General features: G+C 43.7%; 22 protein-coding genes. 13 read left to right on the top strand and 9 right to left on the bottom strand.

Annotated elements, in window-relative coordinates; genetic code table 11:
• Window positions 1-21: 21 nt before the first annotated feature.
• The 5 genes from ACZ41C_RS12720 (at window position 22) to ACZ41C_RS12700 (ending at window position 4,410) form a co-directional block, all read left to right on the top strand.
• Window positions 22-930: an aldose epimerase family protein gene (locus ACZ41C_RS12720; RefSeq protein ID WP_464561939.1), complete on the top strand. Its 909-nt coding sequence runs from the start codon at window positions 22-24 to the stop codon at window positions 928-930.
• A gap of 23 nt (window positions 931-953) precedes the next feature.
• On the top strand, window positions 954-1,514 hold the full coding sequence (locus tag ACZ41C_RS12715) for a DUF2911 domain-containing protein (RefSeq protein WP_464561936.1): 561 nt from the start codon (window positions 954-956) through the stop codon (window positions 1,512-1,514).
• A gap of 36 nt (window positions 1,515-1,550) precedes the next feature.
• The gene (gene meaB, locus ACZ41C_RS12710; RefSeq protein WP_138257613.1) at window positions 1,551-2,540 is read left to right on the top strand and encodes a methylmalonyl Co-A mutase-associated GTPase MeaB; all 990 of its coding nucleotides are present in this window, start codon (window positions 1,551-1,553) and stop codon (window positions 2,538-2,540) included.
• A gap of 69 nt (window positions 2,541-2,609) precedes the next feature.
• Complete coding sequence (locus ACZ41C_RS12705; RefSeq protein ID WP_464561932.1) at window positions 2,610-3,569, top strand: glycosyltransferase family 2 protein; 960 nt, start codon at window positions 2,610-2,612, stop codon at window positions 3,567-3,569.
• Window positions 3,553-4,410, top strand: coding sequence for a lysylphosphatidylglycerol synthase transmembrane domain-containing protein (locus ACZ41C_RS12700; RefSeq protein ID WP_464561929.1), 858 nt, complete (start codon window positions 3,553-3,555; stop codon window positions 4,408-4,410). The genes ACZ41C_RS12705 and ACZ41C_RS12700 overlap by 17 nt, the downstream gene beginning before the upstream one ends.
• 107 nt (window positions 4,411-4,517) lie before the next feature.
• Here ACZ41C_RS12700 and ACZ41C_RS12695 read toward each other — a convergent pair whose 3' ends face one another.
• From ACZ41C_RS12695 to mazG, 9 genes are all read right to left on the bottom strand, one after another.
• Complete coding sequence (locus tag ACZ41C_RS12695; protein WP_464561926.1) at window positions 4,518-5,270, bottom strand: LytR/AlgR family response regulator transcription factor; 753 nt, start codon at window positions 5,268-5,270, stop codon at window positions 4,518-4,520.
• The gene (locus ACZ41C_RS12690) at window positions 5,251-6,336 is read right to left on the bottom strand and encodes a sensor histidine kinase (protein ID WP_464561924.1); all 1,086 of its coding nucleotides are present in this window, start codon (window positions 6,334-6,336) and stop codon (window positions 5,251-5,253) included. Before ACZ41C_RS12690 ends, ACZ41C_RS12695 begins: the two co-directional genes overlap by 20 nt.
• Window positions 6,337-6,346: 10 nt before the next feature.
• Complete coding sequence (locus tag ACZ41C_RS12685; protein WP_464561921.1) at window positions 6,347-7,222, bottom strand: hypothetical protein; 876 nt, start codon at window positions 7,220-7,222, stop codon at window positions 6,347-6,349.
• Between the two features lie 40 nt (window positions 7,223-7,262).
• Complete coding sequence (locus ACZ41C_RS12680; protein ID WP_138257607.1) at window positions 7,263-7,685, bottom strand: ABA4-like family protein; 423 nt, start codon at window positions 7,683-7,685, stop codon at window positions 7,263-7,265.
• A gap of 241 nt (window positions 7,686-7,926) precedes the next feature.
• A complete protein-coding gene (locus ACZ41C_RS12675) occupies window positions 7,927-9,591 on the bottom strand; it encodes an ArnT family glycosyltransferase (protein ID WP_464561919.1) in 1,665 nt (554 codons plus the stop codon).
• Window positions 9,588-10,157, bottom strand: a complete 570-nt coding sequence (locus ACZ41C_RS12670) for a phosphatase PAP2 family protein (RefSeq protein ID WP_464561917.1) — start codon at window positions 10,155-10,157, stop codon at window positions 9,588-9,590. Before ACZ41C_RS12670 ends, ACZ41C_RS12675 begins: the two co-directional genes overlap by 4 nt.
• A gap of 2 nt (window positions 10,158-10,159) precedes the next feature.
• Window positions 10,160-10,387, bottom strand: coding sequence for a hypothetical protein (locus ACZ41C_RS12665; protein ID WP_138257604.1), 228 nt, complete (start codon window positions 10,385-10,387; stop codon window positions 10,160-10,162).
• 43 nt (window positions 10,388-10,430) lie between these two features.
• Window positions 10,431-11,801, bottom strand: coding sequence for an MATE family efflux transporter (locus tag ACZ41C_RS12660; RefSeq protein WP_464561914.1), 1,371 nt, complete (start codon window positions 11,799-11,801; stop codon window positions 10,431-10,433).
• Between the two features lie 57 nt (window positions 11,802-11,858).
• On the bottom strand, window positions 11,859-12,635 hold the full coding sequence (gene mazG, locus ACZ41C_RS12655; RefSeq protein WP_464561911.1) for a nucleoside triphosphate pyrophosphohydrolase: 777 nt from the start codon (window positions 12,633-12,635) through the stop codon (window positions 11,859-11,861).
• A 116-nt stretch (window positions 12,636-12,751) separates the two neighbouring features.
• Here mazG and ACZ41C_RS12650 point away from each other — a divergent pair, with 116 nt between their 5' ends.
• Genes ACZ41C_RS12650 through ACZ41C_RS12615 form a run of 8 tightly spaced genes read left to right on the top strand, consistent with a single transcriptional unit; the run spans window position 12,752 to window position 20,624 of the window.
• The gene (locus ACZ41C_RS12650) at window positions 12,752-13,582 is read left to right on the top strand and encodes a sugar phosphate isomerase/epimerase family protein (RefSeq protein ID WP_464561909.1); all 831 of its coding nucleotides are present in this window, start codon (window positions 12,752-12,754) and stop codon (window positions 13,580-13,582) included.
• Window positions 13,583-15,235, top strand: coding sequence for an N-acyl-D-amino-acid deacylase family protein (locus ACZ41C_RS12645; protein ID WP_464561906.1), 1,653 nt, complete (start codon window positions 13,583-13,585; stop codon window positions 15,233-15,235).
• Window positions 15,236-15,270: 35 nt separating this feature from the next.
• A complete protein-coding gene (locus ACZ41C_RS12640) occupies window positions 15,271-16,155 on the top strand; it encodes an SMP-30/gluconolactonase/LRE family protein (protein ID WP_138257599.1) in 885 nt (294 codons plus the stop codon).
• An 11-nt stretch (window positions 16,156-16,166) separates the two neighbouring features.
• Window positions 16,167-16,625: a DUF1569 domain-containing protein gene (locus ACZ41C_RS12635; RefSeq protein WP_464561904.1), complete on the top strand. Its 459-nt coding sequence runs from the start codon at window positions 16,167-16,169 to the stop codon at window positions 16,623-16,625.
• Between the two features lie 48 nt (window positions 16,626-16,673).
• Entirely contained in the window at window positions 16,674-17,396 is a 723-nt protein-coding gene (locus ACZ41C_RS12630) for an MIP/aquaporin family protein (RefSeq protein ID WP_138257597.1), read from the top strand.
• A gap of 10 nt (window positions 17,397-17,406) precedes the next feature.
• On the top strand, window positions 17,407-18,288 hold the full coding sequence (locus tag ACZ41C_RS12625; RefSeq protein WP_138257596.1) for an alpha/beta hydrolase: 882 nt from the start codon (window positions 17,407-17,409) through the stop codon (window positions 18,286-18,288).
• Between the two features lie 29 nt (window positions 18,289-18,317).
• Window positions 18,318-18,998 (top strand): GDSL-type esterase/lipase family protein, encoded by a 681-nt coding sequence (locus ACZ41C_RS12620; protein ID WP_464561900.1) that lies wholly within the window; start codon window positions 18,318-18,320, stop codon window positions 18,996-18,998.
• A gap of 9 nt (window positions 18,999-19,007) precedes the next feature.
• Entirely contained in the window at window positions 19,008-20,624 is a 1,617-nt protein-coding gene (locus tag ACZ41C_RS12615) for a beta-N-acetylhexosaminidase (RefSeq protein WP_464561898.1), read from the top strand.
• The last annotated feature ends 67 nt before the right edge of the window (window positions 20,625-20,691 follow it).

Genomic DNA, 20,691 nt, shown 5'->3' with positions numbered 1-20,691 from the left:
GAATCTTTTTAATATTTCCGCTTGAAACAAGTTACGATTTCCAACGAATTTATGACCTTAATGGTCCTGGACTACGGCGCCATTATCCAGAAACTTCTGGTAAATGGAAAGGACGGAAACTACACCAATGTGGTAGTTGGATACAACCACCCAAGCCGATATCGTTTGGATGAAAATTGTTTGGGAGCATGCATAGGCAGATACGCCGGGCGTATCTCCAACGGTAGTTTTGTTTTAGATCGGGAAAAATTTTTACTCTACCATGAAGATGGGGTGCATCTTCACGGTGGCAAGGAAGGATTTCATCAAAAATATTGGCAAATTGAGGAGGTGTCCTATGCAGATGACCCAATGGTGAAATTATCCTATAAAAGCAAACATCTTGAGGAAGGGTATCCGGGAAGCCTGACCGTAAACGTAACCTATAAACTGGTCAAAAATGCTTTACAGGTCATACACCAAGCGGTGACGGACCGGAGTACGGTGATCAATTTGACCAATCATTCCTATTTTAAATTGGATGACAGCCCGTACATCGACAATTACGAGTTACAGCTCAACTGCCCATATATACTGGAAACAGACGAAAACCTGTTGCCTACGGGCGATATCATCCCTGTGCGGAAATCCAAATATGATTTTTTACTGCCCAGGGAAATTGGCGTACAGCGTTTGGACACACCTTATATAAAAGACATGGGTAGTGAAAAAGTGGCGGAATTGCATTCGGCTAAATCCGGTATTACCATGCAGGTATTCACGAACCAACCCGCATTGGTGGTCTACACTCCCTTGGATTTTCCCGGAATTTGTTTTGAAACCCAGAATTACCCCGATGCACCCAACCAACCGGACTTTCCAAGCAGTGTTCTAAAGCCCGGGGAAACCTATAACAACATTACCATCTTTACCTTTGATTTAGTACCTTAGGACTACTTAACACTTCAAAAGAAATGAAATTCCTAAAAAGACTGGTAGCGGTACTTATAGTTTTATTTGGCCTGTTTTACTTTGTGGGCCTACCCTATTTGCGAAAAGAGACCAAAAAACACAGCCCGGAAAAAACGAGCTCCTATACCCTACAAGGTACCCAGCTCGAGGTCCATTATTCCAGTCCCGCCAAAAAAGGCAGACCCATTTTTGGCGGTCTGGTGCCCTTTGATCAAGTGTGGCGTACGGGAGCCAACGAACCCACGACTTTTACTACATCAGGGGCAATCAAAATAATCGACAAGCCCTTGCCCGCGGGAACGTATTCCCTATGGACCATTCCAAATAAGGAAAGTTGGAAGGTGATTTTCAATAAGGAAGTACCGGATTGGGGGGTTAGCATTTTTGGGGGTGGCACACAGACTACCAGGGATGCGGGCGAGGACCTCATCAATGTAGAAGTGCCCTCAAGGGAAATTTCGCAACCTGTGGAAAACTTTACCATCGACTTTACCAATGAAGACCAGCTTTATTTAAGCCTCTCCTGGGACCAAACACGTATCAACGTGCCCATAAACAAATAGCCGAAAGCCATTGGACATTTAGAAAGAAGCTTTAAAATGACTCCCGATGTAGCCTACATTAACGACTTGTCAAAAAAGGTCATCGAGAATGACCGGACCACCCTTGCCAAGGCTATTACCTTAATTGAAAGTACCAAAAAGGAGCATCAGAAAATAGCTGAAGGACTTCTGGAAAAGTGCCTTGAATACCAGAAAGAATCGGTTCGTGTTGGTATCACGGGAGTGCCGGGCGTTGGCAAAAGCACCTTCATCGAGAATTTTGGAATGTTATTGGTCCACAGAGGGAAGAAGGTCGCGGTACTTACCATTGATCCCTCGAGCAACGAGACAAAAGGCAGTATTTTGGGGGATAAGGTTCGGATGGAAACCTTATCCAAGGAAAAAAATGCCTTCATAAGACCCTCACCAACGAGTGGCTCACTCGGTGGTGTGGCCAGAAAAACAAGGGAAACCATCATACTTTTGGAAGCTGCCGGGTACGACGTAATTTTGATAGAGACCGTTGGGGTTGGACAAAACGAAACCGCGGTACGGGATATGACAGACTTTTTCCTTTTGTTAAAATTGCCCGGTGCGGGCGATGAGCTACAAGGCATTAAAAGGGGGGTCATGGAAATGGCAGATGCCATAGCGATCAACAAGGCCGATGGTCAGAACGTACAACCTGCCGAAACGGCCCAGTTAGAATTCAGCAGGGCACTGCACCTATTATCGGCCAAGGAAAACGGATGGATTCCGCAGGTTATGACCTGTTCCGCCATGCAGAACACAGGTTTGAAACCGATTTGGTCCTGTATTGAAAAATTCATGTTGCATACAAAGGAAAACGGTTCTTTCCATCGGACACGAAAACAACAGAACAAAAAGTGGCTTCGGCATCATTTGAACCACATCCTGCTTCAGGATTTTTATGATAATCCAACCCTTTCCCAAGCACTGTCATCCATGGAAGAAAAGGTTATGGAAAGTGAAATCACCCCCTTTGTTGCCGCCGAACGCCTACTTAGAGCGTATAGGAAAGCATAGACAGGAAATCCTTTGCTAACAGTGTTCGAATAAAAACTTAACTTTGCCCCATAATCCAAAAACCGCTTGATGGATATTGTAACCCCTTCCCTACTCTCTGTGGTAGTCCCTCTGTACAATGAGGAAGAAAATGTGGTGTTGTTGACCCAAAAAATCCATGAAAGCCTACCTGGATATAATTACCAAATTATCTACATCGACGATTTTTCTACGGACGGCACCAAAAAAGTGGTCAAGGGAATGAAGGACCCAAAGGTACATCTCATAGAACTCAAGAAAAATTACGGTCAGAGCCTAGCGCTAGCTGCCGGTATAGATTACGCCGAAGGGGAATACATTATTACCATGGACGGGGATCTTCAGAACGACCCCAGCGATATTCCGCAGATGCTCTCCTATGCCGTAAACGATGATTATGACCTGGTTACCGGAATCCGTCAAAAGCGTAAGGATTCCTTGGTAAAAAAAATACCATCGAAAATTGCCAATTATATGGTAAGACGGGTTACCAAATTGGATATTAAGGATAATGGTTGCGCACTAAAAGTGTTTACCAAGGACATTGCCAAGGATTTGAATCTTTATGGGGAAATGCATCGCTTTATAACCCTCTTGGCCCATTTGGAAGGTGCTCAAATTAAACAGGTGCCCGTGAAACACCATGCCCGTCATGCCGGAGTTTCCAAATACGGGTTGGAACGTGTATTTAAGGTGGTGGCAGATATGATGTTGTTGCTCTTTATCCGAAAATATTTTCAAAGACCTATTCACCTTTTCGGCATCTTTGGATTTCTTTTGATCATCCTTGGAATATTGATAAATATCTATCTTTTATTAGTGAAGTTCGGTTTGGGCGAGGATATTGGGAACAGGCCCTTATTGATTTTTGGGATGATGTTCATTTTGGCAGGTATCCAACTGTTTACCATAGGCATCGTGATGGAATTGTTGATACGTACCTATTACGAATCGCAACAGAAAAGACCGTACCGAATCAAAAAAGTAAGCATAGGTGGCCAATCCGCGTAAGACCATTACCACCGCCCTAAAGTTGTTGATAAGCATTGCGCTTGTTTACTTCATATTTACCAAAATCGATTTCACGGAAGTAGTGAACACCTTGAAAAAAGGCAACCCCCTGTATTTGACCGCAGCTGTACTTTTGTTTTCTGTGTCCAAAATACTCGCTTCCATTCGGCTGAACGCTTATTTCCATCAGCTTGGAATCCCGCTCTCCCAAAAAAGCAATTTGAAGCTCTACCTTTTAGGTATGTTCTACAACCTTTTTTTACCTGGCGGGATAGGTGGGGACGCCTACAAAGGCTACCTGATAAAAAAGACCTTCGAGGTACCAACCAAGCGCGTGGTGAGTGTTTTGGCGCTAGACCGACTCAGTGGCCTGCTACTCCTGTTTATCTATGCCTGTGGCCTGTTATGGGTACTGGAATTTGAGCTTTTTAACCCATATCGATGGTTATTCCTTATTTTAACACCCATATCTGTGGGGACCTTTTTCTTTTTAAACAAGCGATTTTTCCAGTATGTCCTGCCCATTTTTTGGAAGTCCGTAGGATATTCCGCCCTAGTACAATTCGCCCAGCTTCTCTGTGTACTCTGTATTATGAAGGCACTATCCATTGAGGGCAATATTATTGCGTATCTGGTTATATTTTTGGTTTCTTCCATCGTATCCGTTATCCCATTGACCCTTGGAGGTTTGGGTAGTAGGGAAGTGACCTTTTTCTATGGTGCCGCTTTACTGAACCTAGAAGAAAGCACCTCCGTTGGGATTAGTGTAGTGTTCTTTTTGATTACGGCGTTGGTCTCGTTGACGGGGATTGTTTTTCATTTTAAGAACATTAAACTTTAGCAAATCATAAATACTACATACGTCTCGTAGTTTTCCCTTAATAGTGTTTTACTGAAATAATGCAAGGTACATTAGATTGATAGTTACTGAGAAATTCGATTCACATATTACATATTCAACCATTCCTTAAAATCAGTGGTTTTTGGTCGACTAACAATGAATTCCTGTTCACGTGGGTTTGTAATGGTGAGTTTCACTCGGTGGTTAAAATAGGAATCTATTTTTTCAATGGCATTTTTGGCAATGATTTGACTACGGTTTATTTTAAAAAATCTGTTTGGGTCCAAAGATTCGAACAGTTCATCAAGCGTTTCATTAATGATGAAACGTTTTCCAGAAGTCACGCCAAAAGTGACACTTTCCTCGGAATAACAGTACAAAAGTTCAGAAACTTTAATCTGAAAAAAACCGCTACCATCTTTGACCAAGATACCTTCCCGTTTGGGAGTCATTTGGAAACTGCTTAGAAGTTGTCTCAAAAGACTTGGATCAAGGGTGTTTGGTTTATTAGATCTGTTGAACTTATCCAAGGCCCTTTTCAAATCGGCATCTTGAATAGGCTTTAACAAATAATCCACACTATTCACCCTAAAGGCCTGTATGGCATATTGGTCAAATGCAGTCGTAAAAATAATGGGTGCCTCAATTTCGATTTTCTGAAAAATTTCAAAACTCAACCCGTCGGCCAATTGTATGTCCATGAACACCAAATCTGGTGCGGCGTTGTCTTGAAACCATTGTATACTGTCCTCTACAGTGTCTATTATGTCCAAAAGATCGTATTCAAAACCACAAGTAGTTAACATACGCTGCAATTGACTTGCGGCCCTTGCCTCGTCTTCAATAATCAATATTTTCATGGCTAGTTTTTAGTTCTGAAACTTTAATTAAGGGTAGGCTTACTCTAAACCTGTTTCCATCATTATGGATTTCAATGGATGTATCGGAAATCAGCGCATATCTTTTTTGGATGTTTGCAAGTCCCAGTTTTGTGGACGGTAGCTGAGTGGATTTGGGTTGAATCTTATTTTCCACAATCAATTTATCATCGTTTACAACTACTGCTATGGCTAATGGTTTTGCCTTGGATATTATGTTGTGCTTAATTGCATTTTCAAGCAATAATTGAAGGCTCATAGGGACAACCCTATAATCCAATGAAGTTTCGGGAATATGCCAATTCACCATTAGATTAGTTCCAAATCGCTCTGATTGTATATGGATATAGGCTCTTGCGAACTTTAGCTCGTCTCGTAGTGGGAGAAGATTTTCATTACCGGTCTCTAGTATAAATCGGTACATATCGGATAACTTATCTACAAATTTCTTGGCATCCTCCCTAGGGTTTTGGTCGATAATATCACGTAATGTATTTAAGGTATTAAAAAAAAAGTGCGGTTGCGCCTGGTTTCGTAAAACGTCCAACTGCGCCTGTACTATGGCTTGTTTGGAACGCTCCTCTTGCCTGATGGATTTTTGAAGACGTATATTATAATAAATAGCCTCGTATATCGCCATGGTCATTATGGTAATTAATATAATGGGCAAAAGCATTTTAAGTCTGGATACATTAACGTTATAATTTATACCCGGTATTAAGGATAATAACTTCCCTCCTATATAATCTACAAATACAACCGTGAAGGTTATGGTAAGAAAAAACAATACGATACGCTTGGCATCGTCAGTAAATTCTGGGTATTTCCTTCGTAAATAAATCATCATCCCTCGATTTATCACCCAGTCTATGGCGGAAAACATCAATGCAATCACCCAACTTAAAGCGACTTCTAAAAGCGAAATATCCGATGTTGTGCTACTGAAAAGATATGAGGTAACAATGCTTAGGATAAAAATGCCAACAACAGAAAACCAAATATCATTAAATCCTAAATATTTTATTCGTTTTTCTTTATTATATATCACTACAAGAAAATTAAAATGCTATAAAAGGAACGCCCTGTTTTGCCTGATAAAAAATATACCCTATCACCGAGGCGAACATTAAAGCAAATAAAGATACGACCCAAATTTGTTTGCCTTGGGGGAATTTCCATCTATTACCTAGCCACATGGCGAATAACGGAATTATCTGTATGCCGTGCAACGCGAAGAAGTGTGCTACCCTTAAATCCCCTCCTTTTACGCTCCAATTGACCAAGGGCAAGCCTTCTTGCCCATCGGCAACCCCAACATTGTGGCCCAGTTGACTTATCATCTGTCCTCCCACCCAACTTCCAAAAATAACGATTAGCCAACCTAAAAAAATAGCCCATTGAACGGACTTTGCAACCCTTAGCTTTAACCGAATGGCATCAATCAAAAATAAAACCATGGTCAAAACATTAATCCCTACAAATATCCCCATGAACATGAACAAAATGCCATCAAAAGGAGTTGCAACGTTGTAATGACTTTGAACTCCCCTAGATCCTTGATAGAAAATTATCAAGAACTCCAACAGCAAAGTCCATGCAGTAAGATGGTTGATTATTGCCTTCTTTTTCTGGGAGTACGGATATTTTGTAACCAAGTATCCAAGAGTTATCAAATAGATAGAAATAGATATGGAAAACTTTAACGGCTTGAGCCAAACATTGACCCCTAATAAAGTTCTTTCATCGATAAAAATTCCTACAATACAGAACAGACCCAAGAGGGATATAACTATAGATATCCAATACAAAACAGGACTTTGGTCCTTCACTATTGACAAAAGACGTTTTAGTTTTATCCCGACCAACGAATGGTTGGTTAGGTTTTCAGAAGAAGGCTGGTCATTTTTTACGAATATGGATATTAGCTGTTCCATGATTGATATTTTTAATTGTTAAATAATGTATTTTGTTAAATTATATGGGATTGGACTTAAGCCCTTTTAGAACCATAAACAGTAGAAAACCTAAGGGGCCAAACATAAAGGTTAGGAAAAGGCAAGGTGCCATCAATACCTGATGAAGGTTAAGGTCCTTATTTTGATCTATCATCCACATTCCGATCAAGAGGTCAAATGCCAAATAGTGTATCCATCCTGCCAATGCTGCATTTTCTATCGTAAACAATTCCATCACGCTTTTAAGGCTCCCAAAGTCCATCATACCGTTTGAGATCAGCACTTGCAGGATGTAAAAAACATATAAACCTGATAGGACGATCGGTATAATTTTATTATCAATTAGGAACCCGGTCGGCCTCCATTTTGGTAGAAAAATCATCAAAACCCACATGGGTAAGACTAAAATATTTGCCAGTGAAAAAACAATTGTTGCGGTCATTTTAAGTGTTTTAAGGTTTTATCGATAGGCCAAAGATGGACACACTACACCCTAAATAAAATGACTATGTTTTGAATCGTCTTAAAAGTGGGTTGAATTGTTAGAAATACATTTCGATGATAGAAATGTGAATTTTGCTAGTGCGACAAAAAAATTCTAGCTGGAAGTCTCGAGTTGATTGATTTCAGCGTTGAAGCGGAATTTTTTAAAACAAAAAGAAAAACTTTAATTAACAATACTCCTATTTATGCTTCAAATGCACCAAATGCATCTTACGCACCACTTGGTCCCTCGTGGAGGGATTTAAGAACTTGCCCTGCAATCGGGTGATTCTAAATTGATCCACCGTCAATTGCTTGTCCCAGTCCAGCGGGGATTGTCGTATGGTCTCCAATTCGGCATCGTTTACATAGACCCAAACATCCTTTTTGTTTTTTAGTTCATCCAAGGAACTGATCTGTACGGGAAACTTGTTGTAAAAATCCAAGGCCCAAGTATGGTCATCTCCAATTTTATAAATTTTATCCACGGATATAGTATGTTCCGAAATCAATGCAGACATATTAGATCCACCCTGATATTTGAGTAGGTTCGGGTAGAAATGAAGGTTCAAAACCGCATTTAACAAAACGGAGGCGCAAACCGAAACGGTAATGAGTTTTGCAAAATAGGTCTCCGTTTTAAGTGCAAAATAAACAATGACCAACCCGGCTACACTCAGTAGTATCGGAATTAACAGACCATCGAACTTAAATACAAAAAAACAGATCAAGGCACTCGCCACGAATACCACTGATAAGATAAAATATTGGCCACCCATTAAAAACTTGGTCATCCTTTTTTTGTCGGACAGATGCACATCGTACACAAAGGAAGCCGTAAGAACCGAAAACAAGGGAATGGTAACATTCAGGTAATGCGGTAGTTTGAATTGGGCAAAACTGATCAGTATAAAGACCAAGGTAATCCCACCCAAGGTCAAAAATTCATGGCCGGGCTTGTAGGCAAACCTTACTTTTAAAAAGGCCTTTGCCCTACTCCAGTAGGCAGCCAGCGCCAAAAGGGTCCAAGGTAGGAAGACCCACAAAAAGGTATGGAAGAAAAAGAAGTAATCACTGCTGTTCTTCCCGATGCCTTCCCCACTCATGCGCTCAAAACTCTGTTCCCAGAAAATAAAAAAGATGCCACTTCGGTTTCCCCTACCCCGAATCACTTTTTCCGGATGTAGGTCAAATTGCAGGTAATATGCATATAACATGGGCGCAATGGTCAGTCCGAAAACCAAAAGAGCCAAAAGTACCTTCCAACTTAGAAATCGGTGCCACTTTCGGGTATAGGCCAAATGGCATAAAATGGGCAATCCAATGACTACCAAAGCAATCTGACCCTTGGTGGAAAAGGCCATCCCGGCGCCAACACCTCCCAAGAGAATCGCCATAAGATTTCCTTTTTCAATATAGGCCGTAAGTTGCCAAATGGCGAAAATGGTAAAGCCAGTCAAAACGGCATCGGTACGTACGTCTATCGCTCCCAATACTATGGTCTGGGCGCTCATGAATACGAGCGCCGCCAATTTTCCCGTATCCACGTTGTACAGTAGCCTTCCAAGCCCGTAGCAACTATAGGCACCCAACAGCGTTGCCAAAATACCGGGTATGCGGTAGGCCCAATCGTGGATTCCTAAAATTTTATAGGAGAGGGCCGCTAGCCAATAGTGCATATGCGGCTTGTCCAAATACTCGTTAGGGCCCTTGAAAAGATTGATAAAATCGTTCTCGTTCACCATGCGCATGGCCATCACGGCGAACTGGGCGGAATCGTTTTCAAAGAGGGTCACAAAGCTACCGGCGATATACACCAAAACAATAAGAACTACTAAAAACCAATACCTTAGGTTGGATATCATAGGGAGTATTTCCGATGTGCAAATATATATAACTTCGCAAACAACCATCCCAAGAAACTCCCGATCAGGGCTCCGGTCAAGACATCCAAGGGATAATGAACCCCAATGTACACCCGACTATAGGCCACCAGCATAGCCCAAAAAACTAGGCCGAGACCGATATACCGTAAATCCGATTTCAAAAGCATCCAAAAAAACAAGGCAACGGCAAAAGCGTTGGACGCATGAGCCGAAAAGTAGCCAAACTTCCCACCGCAATAGCTTTTTACCAGGCGCATGGGGTAAGAAATTTCGGGGTCATGACAGGGTCTTAACCTAGCCACCCCATACTTGAAAAAATTGCTCAGTTGATCGGATACTGTTATCAAGAGGGCCACCGTCACTACCAAAACCAAGGTGCCTTTCAACCCATATTTCCGATAGGAAAGAATGAGAAGGGAAAGGTACAAGGGAAGGGCACTTAATTTATGCGAAATGAATTGCCAAAAGGTATCCCATGCAGGGGTTCCCAAACCATTCAAATAGATAAATATATCCTTGTCTAATTGTAGCAGCTGGTCGAGCATCCTTATTCCTCGTATCTCGAAACTTCCCTATCATAAAAGGCAGTGGCCGCCTCGATCAGGTTTTCTGCCTCGGATTCCAGTTCCTTTTCGTCCTCCTTTGAAAATTCTTCCAGCCATTCCACCTCATCGTCCTCCAAGTTAATGATAAACCTGGGATAATCGGTGTGGATAACATAGATGGCGTTTGGATAATCCGTATTGTCGCCTAATATAAACTTGGGTAATTCCATTCGTTTGATTTTACTAAATTGGGATAAAGGTACGTCCAAAAAATTAGCTAGTCCGAATCAATTTTTGGGTCAAATAGTTAAACCGAATATACAACATAATCGCGGATGCCGTGAGGCCCGTAAGGAGTCCCACCCAAATCCCCACACTCTCCAAAGAGGTATGTAAACCCAGATAATAGGAAATGGGAAACCCGATCAACCAATAGGCCACAAAAGTAATAAAGGTGGGGATTTTTACATCCTGCAAGCCCCGCAAGGCACCTAAAACCACCACCTGAATCCCATCCGAAATCTGAAAGAAAGCGGCTACCAATAAGAGTTGGGAAGCCAAGATGATTACTTCTGTATTGTCCGTAAAATTCATCCTATCGTCCACGTCCAAATACAGGGTGGGAAACCAATCCCTGCCCAGAAGGAAAAGTAGGGCAAATACGATTTCCAACAATAAGGTCAGGAAAAATATGGATTGGGCAATCCGCCGCAATTCCGTGTAATCCTTAAGTCCCTTCTGATTGCCCACCCGGATCATGGCGGCAACACCAAGACCCATCCCAAACATAAAGGTCATGCTGCTCAAGTTCAACGCAATCTGGTTTGCTGCCTGCGGATTTTTCCCCAAAACGCCACTCAACCAAATGGCCGCCGTAAAAATGGCCACCTCGAAAAACATCTGCAAGGCGGATGGAAACCCTAAGGAAATTATTTTTCGTAGAACCCGTTTTTCAATGTTCTTTAGGTTGAAACCGGTTACGTAATCGTGGAATTTTTTCTTGTTCTTGAGGAGCATCCATAAATAGAATACCATAACGATCCTTGATATCAAGGTACCCCACGCCGCTCCTACAATCCCCAATTTTGGAAATCCAAAGGTTCCGAATATCAAAAGATAGTTCAAGGTAATGTTCACCACATTTGCCAAAATGGTAGCATACATGGGATATCTGGTTTGGGACAAGCCCTCGGAGAATTGCTTAAAGGCCTGAAAAACGATGAGCGGCACCAATGAGAAAGCCACCAAATCCAAATAGGGCATGGCAAGTTCCACCACTTCCTCCGGTTGCTCCATTAAATACATCAATGGCTTGGCCAATAGAATTAGAAGAAATAAGGAAAAACCCAAAATGGTACAGAGTACCAATCCATGTTTTAGGGCGCTCTTGGCATTTTGCTTGTTCCCTGCCCCATCGGCCTCCGCGACCAAAGGTGTAATGGCAGTTGAAAACCCTATGCCCAGTGACATGGCAATAAACACGAAACTATTCCCCAACGAAACTGCAGCCAGTTCTGCCGTGCCCAATTGCCCAACCATGATATTGTCCGCAAACTGCACAAAGGTATGGCCCAGCATCCCCAAGATGACGGGCACGGAAAGCTTTATGTTGTATGCGAATTCTTTGGTGTAGTTGGAAAACACGGTTTGAAATTTAGTACGACAAAGATACTTTTATAAACCGATTTTAAAGGCAGAGATTCAGTCCATTTCCTTGGCCTTGTTCCAATAGATATCCATCTCGGCCAAACTCATATCCTTTAAGGCCTTTCCCTGCTTTTGGGCCTCGATTTCCAAAAACTGAAACCGCTTTGAGAATTTTTTATTGGTCCGCTCCAAGGCGTTTTCAGGGTTGATTCCCAGGAATCGGGCGTAGTTGATTATGGAGAAAAGTACATCACCAAACTCTGATTCTATCTTGTCCTTATCTCCAGTAGAAACCTCTTCTTGCAACTCCCCCAATTCTTCCTGTAGTTTTTCAAAGACCTGCTCCGGTTGTTCCCAGTCAAAACCTACACCGGCCACCTTGTCTTGAATTCGATTCGCCTTTACCATAGCGGGCAGACTTTTTGGCACTCCTTGTAAAACGCTTTTCTTTCCTTCCTTGAGCTTTATTTTTTCCCAATTCTGTTTTACCTCTTCTTCTTTTTCCACTTTTACATCGCCATAAATGTGTGGATGCCTATTGATCAACTTCTCACAAATACCATTAGCTACATCGGCAATATCGAAACTTCCACTTTCTGAACCAATCTTGGCGTAAAAAACGATATGAAGCAGCAAATCGCCCAATTCTCCCTGTACCTCCTTTAAATCATTGTCCAAAATGGCATCGCCCAACTCATAGGTTTCCTCAATGGTCAAGTGCCTAAGGCTTTCCATGGTCTGTTTTCGGTCCCAAGGACACTCCTCCCGGAGCTCGTCCATTATGGTAAGCAAACGATCAAATGCCTTTAGTTTCTCCTCCCTGGTATTCATTTCAAAAGTTTTTGCAAAAGTACAAATCTAAGGGTACAGGCCATGTTGTATATTTTAGTAACTTGGGAAATTGTGATGCTTTCCATAAAACGCATCGGCACAAACACTAAGAGCACATGCATAGAAGAAATTTTTTAGTCCGTTCCTCGCTTTTTTCGGTAGGGTCGGTTCTTTTGCCCTCGGTATCTTTCGCCTTGGAAACCGATCTGAAATTCGGGGTGCAACTGTACAGTTTTAGGGACCAGATGGCCAAGGACCCTTTGGGTACCTTGGAGCAGATTGCCAACATCGGCATAAAGGAAATAGAATCCGCCAGGAGCACTAAAGGGCATTATTACGGGCTCACGCCCAAGAGTATGAAACAGGCCTGCGAAGATCTGGGCATGAAATTGGCCAGCGGCCATGTACATCTGGACAAGCACTTCGAAAAAACGATGGAAGAGGCCGCTGCCTCCGGTCAGGACTACCTGATATGCTCCTCCATGCCTTCAAAGGGCCAAACTCTGGACAATTATAAAAAGGTGGCGGAGGAATTCAATAAGGCCGGCGAAGCTTGTCAAAAAATGGGTATCAAGTTTGGCTACCACAACCACGAATACGAGTTTGAATCGTATCAAGGACAAGTGCTTTACGATGTGCTAATGGACCAAACCGACCCAAATCTGGTACATATGGAACTTGATTTGGGTTGGGTTGTAGTGGCCGGTAAGGACCCATTGGACTATTTCAAAAAATATCCGGGTAGGTTCCCACTTTGGCATCTAAAGGACATGGATATGGACAAAAAGGAAAGTACGGAATTTGGCAAGGGCGGTTTGGATATTAAAGCCATGATGAATAATCGGGAAGCTTCAGGAGTCAAACATATCCTGATCGAACAGGAGGAATACGCCAGTACGCCTTTGGAAAGTATGCAACACAATATGGACTTTCTAAACAACCTCTAGATGTCAAAACAATACCTTCTCTGTCTAACACTGCTATTGGCGTTTTTCACGGCCTGTGAAAATCGGGAAAAAACATCCTATGAAGTAGTAATCCGAAACGGACAGATTTTGGACGGATCCGGCAAAGCTGCCTACGTAGGTGACATTGCCATCAATGCCGATACCATTGCGGCCATAGGCTCCCTTGAAAATGCGGTGGGCAAAGCGGAAATAGACGCTACTGGACTTTCGGTCGCGCCGGGTTTCATCAACATGTTGAGCTGGGCCAATGTGGCCCTGTTGGAAGACGGACGTTCACAAGGGGATATCCGGCAAGGGGTTACCCTTGAGGTATTGGGCGAGGGATCATCCATGGGGCCTTTAAGTGAAGCGATGAAGCAGGAGATGAAGAATGGGCAGGGCGATATCAAATACGATATCCCATGGACCTCATTGGGCGAATACCTCAACTATTTGGAAGAAAAGGGCATATCCACCAATGTAGCTTCCTTTGTTGGGAATGCAACGTTGCGGGAGTATGCCATCGGCATAGAAAAAAGACCTCCTTCGCCCGAAGAAATGGAAACTATGAAAAATCTGTTGCGGCAAGGTATGGAAGAGGGAGCCGTTGGACTTTCCACTTCCTTGATCTATGTGCCCAGTGGCCATGCCGATACCAATGAAATAATAGAACTGGCCAAAGTAGTGGCCGAGTATGACGGCATGTATATTTCCCACATTAGGGACGAGGAAGGCGGGCTTTTGGAGGCAGTGGACGAACTGATTACCATTTCCAGGGAAGCGAAACTCCCAGCCGAAATTTATCACTTTAAGGCATCGGGGAACGCGAATTGGCATTTGTTGGACAGTGCGATTACCATGGTAAACGCCGCCCGTACCGAAGGTCTGGCCATCACGACGGATATGTACATGTACAATGCCAGTTCTACGGGATTGAACGTGGTACTTCCGGCATGGGCCAAGGAAGGCGGACATAAATCGACGATTACGCTGATGGAAAATCCGGCCACCCGAAAAAAGATGATGGACGAAATCGACTTCCACGTACCACCCGAGAATATTCTGTTGGTCGGTTTTAGAAATAAAGAACTGAGGCATTTGATCGGGAAGACCTTGGCGGAAGTTGCCGAAGAACGTCAGAAATCGGCCAACGAAACCTTGGTAGACCTCATCTACGAGGACGACAGCAGGATCCAGGTCGTCTATTTTTCCATGTCCGAAGAAAACGTAAAAAAGAAATTGAAACTGCCGTACATGAGTATATGTTCCGATGCGGGTTCTTATACCAATGAAGGGGTCTTCTTGGAACAAAGTACCCATCCCCGCGCCTATGGCTCCTTTGCCCGTTTGTTGGGCCATTTTGTGCGCGATGAAAAAGTGATTTCCTTGGAAGAGGCTATTTATAAGTTGACGACACTACCGGCCACCAATTTAAAATTGAAAAAAAGAGGGGCTTTAAAAGCCGGGTATTTTGCCGATGTGGTCGTCTTCGACCCAAAAACCATCAAGGCAAACGCCACTTTTAAGGAACCCCACCAATATGCCACGGGCATGCAGCATGTCTTCGTCAATGGGGGACATATATTGAAAGACGGGGAACATACGGGAACCTTTTCTGGCCGATTCGTAAAAGGTCCGGGTGCCACTAAGTAAACTAAAAAACTAACAAAATAATTATTGACTAATCGATGAAAACCATAAATGTACTCTTTGCTTTACTTCTTTTGAACTCCTGCGCTTACGCCCAAGATATTGTAGAAGCGGGTGCTTCACTTACTTTGGTATCTGAAGAATTCAAATTTACCGAAGGTCCGGCGAGGGACGCTGAGGGAAATGTATATTTCACGGACCAGCCCAATGACCGCATCGTAAAATGGGACGCAGAGACCAATACCGTTTCAGATTGGATGCACCCCAGTGGCCGTTCGAACGGACTCTATTTTGATCACCAAGGGAACCTGATATCCTGTGCCGATGAAAATAATCAATTATGGAAAATTGATCCGGAAAAGAATGTTACGGTACTCGTAGAAAAATTTGAGGGAAAATTTTTGGGAGGACCCAATGATGTATGGGTAGACCCAAAAGGGGGAATGTATATAACGGACCCTCTGTACAAAAGAGATTGGTGGAAAGATAGGGAACCAGAAGTCGAGAAAAGACGTGTTTACTATTTAGCTCCTGGGAGTACCCAACTGACCATTGTTGAAGACGATTTGGTGATGCCCAATGGAATCATAGGGTCCAAAAATGGCAAAAAATTGTTTATCGCCGATCCGGGGGATAAAAAAACATATGTATATAAAATCAATAAGGACGGAAGCCTTTCCGATCGGGAATTATTTTGTGAGATGGGGTCGGACGGTATGACCTTGGACAATAAAGGCAACCTATATCTAACCGGTAATGGGGTAACGGTATTCAACAAAGATGGTAAACAAATAAAACACATTAAGGTCCCTGAAAATTGGACCGCCAATGTCACTTTTGGAGGCCCGGAAAGGGACATACTCTTTATTACGGCCATGGACGCCGTTTATATCTTACAGATGAAAGTAAAAGGCATTAATTAAACACAATCAAAATGACCTGGAAAAATTTATTCGACAAGCAGGAATGCGAGGAAACCATTTCGCGCATCAATAACCTTACTCCAGAAACCGCCCCTAAATGGGGCAAGATGAACGTTTCCCAAATGTTGGCGCATTGTAACGTTGCCTATGAAACCACCTATACGGACAAACACCCCAGGCCCAAAGGCGTCCAAAAATTCCTGATCAAGCTATTGGCAAAAAATACCGTTGTAGGCCCAAAACCATACAAGAAAAACGGCCCCACTTCGCCCGTATTTAAGATCAGTGATGAACGGGATTTTGAAAAGGAAAAGAACAATCTCATTGCCAACATGCGAAAGACCCAGGAACTAGGGTCGGCCCACTTTGACGGGAAGGAATCCTATGCTTTTGGACCCCTCACCCAAACGGAATGGAACACCCTCTTTTCCAAACATTTGGACCATCACCTGAGACAATTTGGAGTTTAAACTTGAAATTATAATTCTAACTCTTTAAAAAGTATAAACCAACCAACTATGACATCATATATTTTTGAAATCATCGGTACAGGAATGCTTATCCTTATAGGCAACGGGGTCGTGGCAAATCTTGTTTTAAAAGGCACCAAAGGTGCCGATAGCGGATGGATTGGCATCTCCCTGGCTTGGGGAATTGCCGTCTTCATTGGGGTTTTTATATCTGCTGATGTCAGCGGTGCCCATTTGAATCCCGCCGTGACTATTGGGCTTGCCGCCGCCGGAAAATTTTCCTGGACCTTGGTGCCCGGCTATATCATTGCCCAAATTTTTGGGGCCATGGTCGGCAATTTTTTGGTATGGCTCACCTATAAAAAACAATATGACCTTACCGATGATACCGATGCTGTATTGGCCACCTTCAGTACGGCACCGGCCGTGCGAAGCTATGGTTGGAACGTGGTTACCGAAGCGATCGGCACCTTCGCCCTCGTTTTTGGGGTGTTCTACATCGCTGGTGGTGCCTTGGCCAACGAACCGATTTCCCTAGGGTCCCTAGATGCCCTTCCCGTAGCCCTCTTGGTGATGGGCATCGGTTTTGGATTGGGCGGTCCCACGGGCTATGCTATCAATCCCGCTAGGGATTTGGGGCCACGGATCATGCATGCCATCCTGCCTTTGAAAAACAAGGGAAAGAGCGATTGGAGCTATGCTTGGGTGCCGGTTTTGGGCCCGGTTATAGGTGCCCTAATGGCAGCAGGCGTATTTTTGTTATTGAATTAATTAGATAGTTATGAAGCATATAATCAAAGTTTTAGTCCTTATCTTTTCAAGCAGTATTTTTGCTCAGCAAATTATTGACTTGCCCCATCAAATCCCACCAACTGTACAGTGGGAAGGAGGCGAGAAGGAATACTTTTCGGATATTTGGCAGACCCAGGTGGTCACCAACGTCTCTACCCCCACCATGGAGGTATTTGCACCCGAAAAGCCCAATGGAACCAGCGTTATTGTAGCTCCCGGGGGAGGCCTATATGCCTTAAGCATAGAAAGTGAAGGCAATCTTGTAGCCCAATGGTTGGCCGAAAGGGGCATTACGGCCTTTGTGTTGAAATACCGTTTGGTTCCCACAGGAGCGGACGGTGTACAGGAAATTACCCAAGAAGGCGCCACCAATCCCATGCAAATTATGCAACGGGTAGCACCGGTGCTTCCTTTTTCGGTTCAGGATGGACTCAACGCCATTGACCATGTACGGTCAAATGCGGAAAAATATGGACTGGACCCAAATAAAATCGGTTTTATGGGCTTTTCCGCCGGGGGTGCCGTCACCCTGGGCGTGGCGTACAACTACAACGAAAAAAACAGGCCCGACTTCCTGGTGCCCGTATATCCCTGGACCACGGCCCAACCCGTTCAGGAAGTGCCACAGGACGCGCCACCCATGCTGGTCATCTGCGCCACGGACGACCCCTTGGGATTGGCCGCCGGGAGCATTGAACTTTATTCCTCATGGCTCAAGGCAAACAAAACCGTAGGGCTGCACATGTATTCCAAAGGCGGACACGGATTTGGCATGAAACAACAAAACCTACCCTCTGATGATTGGATCCAACGGTTTTATGATTGGTGGGAGGTGGAGATAAACTCTGGGGATATTAAGCAAAGTAATTGATAAAGTTGAACCCAAATAATATTCTAATCTTGAAAATTAAAATACCCTTAATAAAAGGTAGTATCCTTCTAATAATTTTCTTTTTAGGCACCACATTTTGGCTATCGGCCCAAGAAAGACCCGCCTTTGCTGAAGAAGTCGAGGCATTGACCCAAAAAAACGATTCCCTTTGGGACCCAAACAAGGAAACCATTGTTTTTACGGGGAGTTCCAGTATACGTAAATGGGACAATTTACAAGCTTCCTTTCCAGAGCATCAGGTACTAAATGCCGGTTTTGGTGGCTCCCAGGCATCGGACTTGCTCTATTATTTGGACACCCTAGTGATTCGGTACAATCCCACCAAAGTTTTTATTTACGAAGGGGACAATGATATTTCGGCCAAAAAAAGACCACGGAAGATCATCGGCACTACGGAAATGATTATCGGCAAACTCAGAAGACAAAACCCGGACATGAAAATTGTGTTGATATCGGCCAAGCCCAGTATCAGCAGATGGCACTTGCGGAGAAAATACAAACGCCTCAATAGAAAATTCCTAAGATTGACCAAAAAGGACGTATCCCTCCTCTTTGCGGATGTCTGGTATCCCATGCTTAAAGGGAAAGAAGTCAAAAAGGATATCTTTGTATCAGATGGCCTTCACATGAACCAAAAAGGATATGACATTTGGTTCCATGCCATGCAACATTTAGTAAACAACCCCTAAACCACAGCAATGATCAAAACTGTTTTCATCAGAAGTTTTTTTTTCCTGTCCCTTGGGAAAGTCTTTTTGGCCTGTCAAAACGAACCTGAAAAACCACGCATCCAAATGCCCGAAACGGATTTGGCAATAATTAGCTTAATTCCAAAGCCTGTAAAGGTGATTCCAACGAATTCGGCTTTTGCACTGGATCAATTCACCGCCATTTACACTTCCAAAAATGCCACGGGCTTTGACAAGGTTGGCGAATTTTTAGCGGAAAAAATAAAGGCGCACATAGACTTGGACGTGCCCGTGAACGGAGAAAATACCAACACAGTGGAACGGATCATTTACATCAACCAGTCGGACAGTCTTGAATTGAACGCTCCCGAAGCCTATCAGCTGTACATCAATCAGGACTCCATCATCTTGAACGCAAATACCGCCGAAGGTGCCTTTAGAGGTATCCAGACCTTGCGTCAATTGGTTCCAAATACCAGCAATGATACCCTGGCCGCCCAGAAAATTTGGCCCATACCATCGGGGAAAATAACGGACAATCCCAATTTTGGCTATCGGGGTGCCATGCTGGACGTAGCCCGACATTTTTTCAGTGTGGAGGACGTGAAAAAATACATCGACCTATTGGTCTACTACAAGATCAATATGTTGCACCTACACCTGACGGACGATCAGGGCTGGCGCATCGAAATCAAGTCCTGGCCAAAACTGACGGAGATTGGTGGCAGCACGGAAGTGGGCGGGGGTCCCGGCGGATTTTACACCCAAGAGGATTATAAGGAAATCGTGCGTTATGCACAGGAACGCTATATGACGATTATACCCGAAGTGGACATGCCCGGACACACGAACTCGGCCTCCGTGGCTTATCCCATCTTGAACGGCAATGGAAAAACGCCAAAACTATACACGGGCATGCAGGTAGGGTTTAGCACCTTTGATACCCGCAAGGATACGGTCTATGCCTTTATTGACGATGTGGTTCGGGAAATCTCCGAAATGACCCCTGGCCCCTATTTCCATATGGGCGGGGATGAAAGCCATGTTACCAAAAAGAACGACTATATCCATTTTGTGAACAAGGTGGAGAAAATTGTGCAAAAACACGGCAAGCGCATGATCGGTTGGGACGAAGTTGCCAATGCAGATATTGACTCCAACGCCATTGCACAATGGTGGGCCAGTGAAGAAAATGCAAAGAAAGCGGTGGCAAAAAATATGAAAGTCATCGTCTCTCCTGCGAATAAGGCCTATCTGGATATGAAATACGATACCCTGACCGACCTAGGGCTTCACTGGGCGGCCTACATTCCGGTGGATTCGGCCTACCAATGGTCTCCGGAGGATTACGGAATTCCAAAGGAAAATATTTTAGGAACCGAAGCTCCCCTATGGTCTGAAACCATTACCAATATCAGCGAATTGGAGTATTTGGCGTTTCCACGTATGATTGGATATTCAGAACTTGCGTGGACGGTACCTGAAAACAGGGATTGGGAAAACTACAAAGTCCGATTGGCAGACCAGGCACCATTCTTAGAGCGGAACAATGTGAATTACTACCCTTCCAAACTGATTGATTGGAAGAAAAGCAAATACACGTACGAAACGATAGAAAAGGATTAAGGATTTTTTGATTTAATAGGAAAGAGGGAGTAGGAATCTGAGCGTATGGAAATCCCAACCCTCCCCG

This window comes from Maribacter sp. C-4077, from assembly GCF_055378385.1.
Note: the sequence above shows the minus strand (reverse complement) of the source record. Positions and strands in the feature narration are given on the sequence as shown.

Bases quoted from the DNA above. Each gene is read 5' to 3' on its own strand.
- ACZ41C_RS12715 (WP_464561936.1), top strand. From the start codon at position 954: ATGAAATTCCTAAAAAGACTGGTAGCGGTACTTATAGTTTTATTTGGC.
- meaB (WP_138257613.1), top strand. From the start codon at position 1,551: ATGACTCCCGATGTAGCCTACATTAACGACTTGTCAAAAAAGGTCATC.
- ACZ41C_RS12705 (WP_464561932.1), top strand. From the start codon at position 2,610: ATGGATATTGTAACCCCTTCCCTACTCTCTGTGGTAGTCCCTCTGTAC.
- ACZ41C_RS12695 (WP_464561926.1), bottom strand. From the start codon at position 5,270: ATGAAAATATTGATTATTGAAGACGAGGCAAGGGCCGCAAGTCAATTG.
- ACZ41C_RS12685 (WP_464561921.1), bottom strand. From the start codon at position 7,222: ATGGAACAGCTAATATCCATATTCGTAAAAAATGACCAGCCTTCTTCT.
- ACZ41C_RS12680 (WP_138257607.1), bottom strand. From the start codon at position 7,685: ATGACCGCAACAATTGTTTTTTCACTGGCAAATATTTTAGTCTTACCC.
- ACZ41C_RS12675 (WP_464561919.1), bottom strand. From the start codon at position 9,591: ATGATATCCAACCTAAGGTATTGGTTTTTAGTAGTTCTTATTGTTTTG.
- ACZ41C_RS12670 (WP_464561917.1), bottom strand. From the start codon at position 10,157: ATGCTCGACCAGCTGCTACAATTAGACAAGGATATATTTATCTATTTG.
- ACZ41C_RS12665 (WP_138257604.1), bottom strand. From the start codon at position 10,387: ATGGAATTACCCAAGTTTATATTAGGCGACAATACGGATTATCCAAAC.
- mazG (WP_464561911.1), bottom strand. From the start codon at position 12,635: ATGAATACCAGGGAGGAGAAACTAAAGGCATTTGATCGTTTGCTTACC.
- ACZ41C_RS12650 (WP_464561909.1), top strand. From the start codon at position 12,752: ATGCATAGAAGAAATTTTTTAGTCCGTTCCTCGCTTTTTTCGGTAGGG.
- ACZ41C_RS12645 (WP_464561906.1), top strand. From the start codon at position 13,583: ATGTCAAAACAATACCTTCTCTGTCTAACACTGCTATTGGCGTTTTTC.
- ACZ41C_RS12640 (WP_138257599.1), top strand. From the start codon at position 15,271: ATGAAAACCATAAATGTACTCTTTGCTTTACTTCTTTTGAACTCCTGC.
- ACZ41C_RS12635 (WP_464561904.1), top strand. From the start codon at position 16,167: ATGACCTGGAAAAATTTATTCGACAAGCAGGAATGCGAGGAAACCATT.
- ACZ41C_RS12630 (WP_138257597.1), top strand. From the start codon at position 16,674: ATGACATCATATATTTTTGAAATCATCGGTACAGGAATGCTTATCCTT.
- ACZ41C_RS12625 (WP_138257596.1), top strand. From the start codon at position 17,407: ATGAAGCATATAATCAAAGTTTTAGTCCTTATCTTTTCAAGCAGTATT.
- ACZ41C_RS12615 (WP_464561898.1), top strand. From the start codon at position 19,008: ATGATCAAAACTGTTTTCATCAGAAGTTTTTTTTTCCTGTCCCTTGGG.